At 72.4% G+C, this 5,062-nt stretch carries 3 protein-coding genes; 1 reads left to right on the plus strand and 2 read right to left on the minus strand.

Translation table 11 applies throughout. From position 1 onward, the window contains the following. Positions 1-214: 214 nt before the first annotated feature. Entirely contained in the window at positions 215-1,402 is a 1,188-nt protein-coding gene (locus AAHZ94_RS28235) for an acyl-CoA dehydrogenase family protein (protein ID WP_349996367.1), read from the minus strand. A 185-nt stretch (positions 1,403-1,587) separates the two neighbouring features. After that, positions 1,588-3,345 carry an MFS transporter gene (locus tag AAHZ94_RS28240; RefSeq protein WP_349996369.1) on the minus strand — a complete coding sequence of 586 codons (1,758 nt, stop codon included), beginning with the start codon at positions 3,343-3,345 and terminating at the stop codon, positions 1,588-1,590. 867 nt (positions 3,346-4,212) lie between these two features. Here AAHZ94_RS28240 and AAHZ94_RS28245 point away from each other — a divergent pair. Next, positions 4,213-5,062: phosphatase PAP2 family protein (locus tag AAHZ94_RS28245; protein WP_349996371.1), on the plus strand; the 850-nt coding region annotated here is incomplete at its 3' end.

Genomic DNA, 5,062 nt, shown 5'->3' on the forward strand with positions numbered 1-5,062 from the left:
CCCCCCCCCCCCCCCCCCCCCCCCCCCCCCCCCCCCCCCCCCCCCCCGCGCGCCCCCCCCCCCCCCCCCCCCCCCCCCCCCCCGGGTCGGACCCGGCCGCCCCGCGGCTCGCCCCCGCGCCCACCGCCGGGTCCCACCCCTCCGCACCGAGACCCCACCGAGTCCCATCGACCCACCTCGAACTTCAGCGGGCCTCAGCAGGCTTCAAGGAGCCTCACCGAAAGGCGTCAAGCCCGGTCAGAGCCTTGCCCAGGACCAGTTGGTGCATCTCCACGGTGCCCTCATAGGTGAGCACGGACTCCAGGTTGGTGGCGTGCCGCATCACCGGGTACTCCAGCGAGATGCCGTTCGCCCCGAGGATCGTCCGGGCCGTACGGCAGATCTCGATCGCTTCCCGTACGTTGTTCAGCTTGCCGAAGCTCACCTGCTCCGGCCGTAGCCGCCCGGTGTCCATCCGACGCCCGAGGTGGTGCGCGAGCAGTACGCCCTTGTGGAGTTCGACCGCCATGTCGGCGAGCTTGGCCTGGGTGAGTTGGAAGCCGCCGATGGGCTTGCCGAACTGCTCGCGCGTCTTCGCGTACTCCAGGGCCGTCTCGAACGAGGAGCGGGCCGCGCCCATCGAGCCCCAGACGATCCCGTACCGCGCATGGCTGAGGCAGCTCAGCGGGCCGCGCAGGCCGATGACTTCGGGCAGCGCCGCAGTGGCCGGCAGTCGTACCTGGTCCATGACGAGTTCGCTGGTCACCGAGGCGCGCAGGGACCACTTGTGGTGGATCTCGGGGGCGGCGAAGCCGGGCGTGTCGGTGGGCACGACGAAGCCACGGATTCCCTCGTCGGTCTGGGCCCACACCACGGCGACGGCGGCCACCGAACCGTTGGTGATCCACATCTTGCGGCCGGTGAGCACCCAGTCCGAGCCCTCGCGCTTGGCCGTGGTGCGCATGCCCGCCGGGTCCGAGCCGTGGTCGGGTTCGGTCAGGCCGAAGCAGCCGATCGCCTCGCCCGCCGCCATCGCCGGCAGCCACTGCTGCTTCTGCTCCTCGGAGCCGTACCGGTGGATCGCGTACATGGCCAGCGAGCCCTGCACCGAGACCAGGGAGCGGATGCCGGAGTCGGCCGCCTCAAGCTCCAGACAGGCCAGGCCGTACTGGACCGCGCTGGCGCCCGCGCAGCCGTAGCCCTCCAGGGACATGCCGAGGGCGCCGATGGAGCCGAGTTCACGGGCCAGGTCACGGATGCCGGGCAGTTCGCCGCGCTCGTACCAGTCGGCGACGTACGGCAGCACGCGGTCGGCGGCCCACCGGCGGACGGTGTCCCGGACGGCCAGGTCCTCGGGGGTCAGCAGGTCGTCGACGCCCAGCGGGTCGGTCGGGTCGAACGGCGGCAAGGTGCGCACGGACATGGCTACGGCCTCCGGCTCGGGTGCGGGTCAGGGTCCGGGACCCGGCGGCCGGGGTCCCGTACCGCCTCGACGACCGGGGAGATCATCCCGTCGCACCCGACGCTACTTCCGGGTAGGAGACGACGTCCAGCCCCCGTTTCCGCCGGCCCGGCCGCGGCCCACGGGGCGGCGCGGGGCCGGCCCGCTCAGGAGTGGGCGGGCGATCCGGTGCGGGCCTGGCCGTGCGGTGGCGCCTCGCCCGGGTGCGGCGGCGGCAGGTCGACGGGGCCCGCGGCGGGCGCCGGGGCGGGTCCGGCCGGGTGCGGCGGGGTCGCCGGCGGCGGGACCTGGGCGCGCAGTACCTCGGGTGCGCTGCCGTCGGCGCTCTCGGTGGCCTCGGCGGTCCGCGGCAGGCGCAGCGCGGCGAGCGCGCCGAGCAGCAGGAGGCCGGCGCTGACCACGAGCGTCAGGTGCAGGCCGGTGACGAACGCCGCGCGGGCCGAGGTCCGCAGCGTCTCGCCGGCGGCGCCGCCGAGCTTTTCGGAGACCTGGTACGCCTCGCCGAGCGAGTGGCTGGCGGCGGACGCGGAGGCGCCCGGTATGCCGGGGGTTTCGGCGACGCGCGGTGCGTAGGCGGCGTTCATGACGCTGCCGAGCAGGGCTATGCCGAGGCCGGCGCCGAGTTGGTAGGAGGTCTCGCCGAGGGCGGCGGCCCCACCGGCGCAGCGTGCCGGCGCCTCGCTGAGCATCGACTCGTACGCCCCGAACAAGGTGGTCTCCAGGCCGAAGCCGAGCAGGACGAAGCCGATGATCAGCAGGGCCGGGCGGTCCTGCTGGCCCATCGCGGTCAGCAGCAGGACGGCGAGCGCGGTGAGGGTGAAGCCGGCGGCCACCATGGTCCTGGGGCCGAACCTGTGCAGCATCCGGGAGCCGACGAGCCCGGCGGCCATGGCCGCGAAGGTCAGCGGCAGCAGTCGCAGCCCTGTCTGGAGCGGGGTGAGGCCGAGGACGAGTTGCAGGTACTGGGCGGCGACCAGTTCGAGGCCGACCAGGGCCAGCATGGCGAGCACGATGCAGCCGACGGCGGTGCCGAAGGCGGGCCTGGCGAACATCGTCAGGTCCACCAGCGGCTGGGTCCTGCGGCGCTGTCGGCGTACGAAGAGGGTGAGCAGCGCGCCGCCGAGCAGCAGCGGGCCGAGTGTGCCGGGTGCGATCAGGTCCTGCCCGTTGCCCAGCCGTTTGACGCCGAGCACGAGCCCGAACAGGCCGAAGGCCGCCATGAGCGCGCCCAGTACGTCCCAGGGCCCCTCGTGGTCGCCGGTGGACTCGGGCAACAGCCATCGGCCGACGGGCAGGGCGGCGACCATCAGCGGGATGTTGATCAGGAAGACCGAGCCCCACCAGAAGTGCTCCAGCAGGAAGCCGCCGAGCAGCGGGCCGGCCGCCGCGCCGACGGCCGCGACCGCGCTCCAGACGCCGATCGCGACGGCCCGCTCGCGCCGGTCGGGGAAGACCTGGCGGAGGATCGAGAGCGTGGCGGGCATGATCATCGCGCCGCCGACGCCGAGCAGGGCGCGCGCCACGATGAGCACCTGGGGGGTGCTGGCCAGGGCGGCGAGCGCGGAGGCGAGGCCGAATATCCCGTAGCCGACGAGGAGGACGCGGCGGCGGCCGACCCGGTCGCCCAGGGTGCCGAAGAGGATCAGCAGCGACGCGCACACCAGGGGATAGACGTCGACGATCCACAGCAGTTCCATCGCGCCCGGGCGAAGGTCCTCACTGACCGCAGGCACCGCGACGTGCAGCACGGTCGCGTCCACGGCGACCAGCAGCAGGCTGACGCAGAGCACCACGAGCACCAGCCAGCGGTCGCCGCCCTCGGCTGCGTGTCGCCCCCGGGCACCGTGTCCGGACCGGGGAACGCCCGCTGACCGCCGCGTGCCGGTCGTGGTCGTCCCGGTCATAGAGGTACCTCCCTGTGGTGCGCTCGCGGCCTGGGGTCTGCACGGGGCATGACGTCGACATGACGTCGAGGAGGCAGCCCGGTGACCCGGCGACTTGGGCGAGTGAGACGTCAGCGTACGCGAATCGCGGCAGGGGCCACGTACCTCACTGCGCGCGGAACATCTGGCTCCACTTGGCGTCCGGCGCACCCCGGGCGATCGGCCGATTCCCGAGCGGAAGCCTCTGACCTGCGCGAACGGGGCCGTACGTCGAGTGGGGCGCCGGCCGCACATGGCGGCGTCGCCGTGTGCCGGGGAAGCGGGGACGGGGCTGCGGGCCGTGCAGCCGTGATCGAACTGCGCCCTGTGGGCGGCAGGCCGGGCCGCTCCCGGCCGGCCGTCGGGGGAAACCCGGCGGCGGGCGGGTACGCGGCTGGCGAGAGGCCGGGGCAGCGCCGGATCAGGTGCGTCCACCATGACCGGATGCGACCACCTGCCGGGGCCGTCGCCGGGGGCGTGACCTGCACAGAACTGCCCCGGGGCGATGATCACCACGCCCCCGCCCGGACACCTGAGCCCCGGCAACCACAGGGGAAACACCAGGGAACGTCGGGGCGAATCAGCGATAAACAGCGGAGCGCTAATAGAATAAACGGGTTCTAGCCGATCCTCTTGAGAAGCACCAACGGAATAGACAAGGACTGCCGGCATTCCGTGAAATCGTGAACGGCAATGTCGAGAACGAGACCCTCTCCACATCACATCGTCATCACAAAGAGACGTGATCGACCGATGTCACCTGTCACGCAATGTAATCTCGATTGAGTGCGTACCGATGACAAGCTTCCTCAGGCGGAGGAGCGCCCGACCAAAGTCGCGCGACCGCGCATGACGCGGACCCGCGGCTGGTTGCTGGGGACCACTCTCGCGGTCTACGTGGCCACGGTGGTCGGCGTGCTCACCACCTCCTGGCTGGTGAAGCTCGACTGGCAAGTCATGTTGTTCCGGCCGTACAAGCAGTGGCCGGAATTCCACACCTTCCTGGACTACTTCGTCGTGCTCGGTCAGCGCGGTCCGACGGCCGTCCTGGTGACCGCCTGGCTCGGCTGGTGCTGCTGGCGACAGCGCACCCCCCGGCCGCTGCTGCTGCTCGGCACCTCGCTGCTGTTGCTGAACGCCACCGTGGGCGCCGCGAAGTTGGGGATGGGCCGGCTCGGTCCGCACTACGCCACCGTGGTCGGCTCGAACGAGATGTGGGAGAACGGCGATATATTTCCCTCGGGTCACACCGCGAACGCCGTGGTCACCTGGGGCGTACTGGCCTATCTGGCGACCACGCCACAGGCACGCAGGATCGCCTCCGTAGCCGCCTCGGTCGTCACCTTCGGCGTGGGCATGACGACCGTCTACCTCGGGACGCACTGGGTCAGTGACGTCCTGCTCGGCTGGGCGGCCGGTCTGCTGATCCTGCTGGCGCTGCCGCTGTTCGAGGCCCCGAGGGCCTGGGCCGAGATGGTCCTGTGCATCGCCTGGAACCGACTGCGAGCCGGCGCGCTGTTCACCCCGCAACCGGTGTCCGCGCTGGCCAACCCCGCTTTGAGCACGCTGCGGAGCGCGCCGGACGAGGAGCCCCACACCCGGGAGCGGCTACCGCTGGCCGGTCGGGCCGGTGGGGCCGCACGGCCGTCGGACGGCTGGCCGCACCACCCCGCGAGGCCGCACACGGCGCGCTCCTGTC

Origin of the sequence: Streptomyces sp. HSW2009, assembly GCF_040240285.1 — a bacterium.
Classification (GTDB): Bacteria; Actinomycetota; Actinomycetes; order Streptomycetales; family Streptomycetaceae; genus Streptomyces.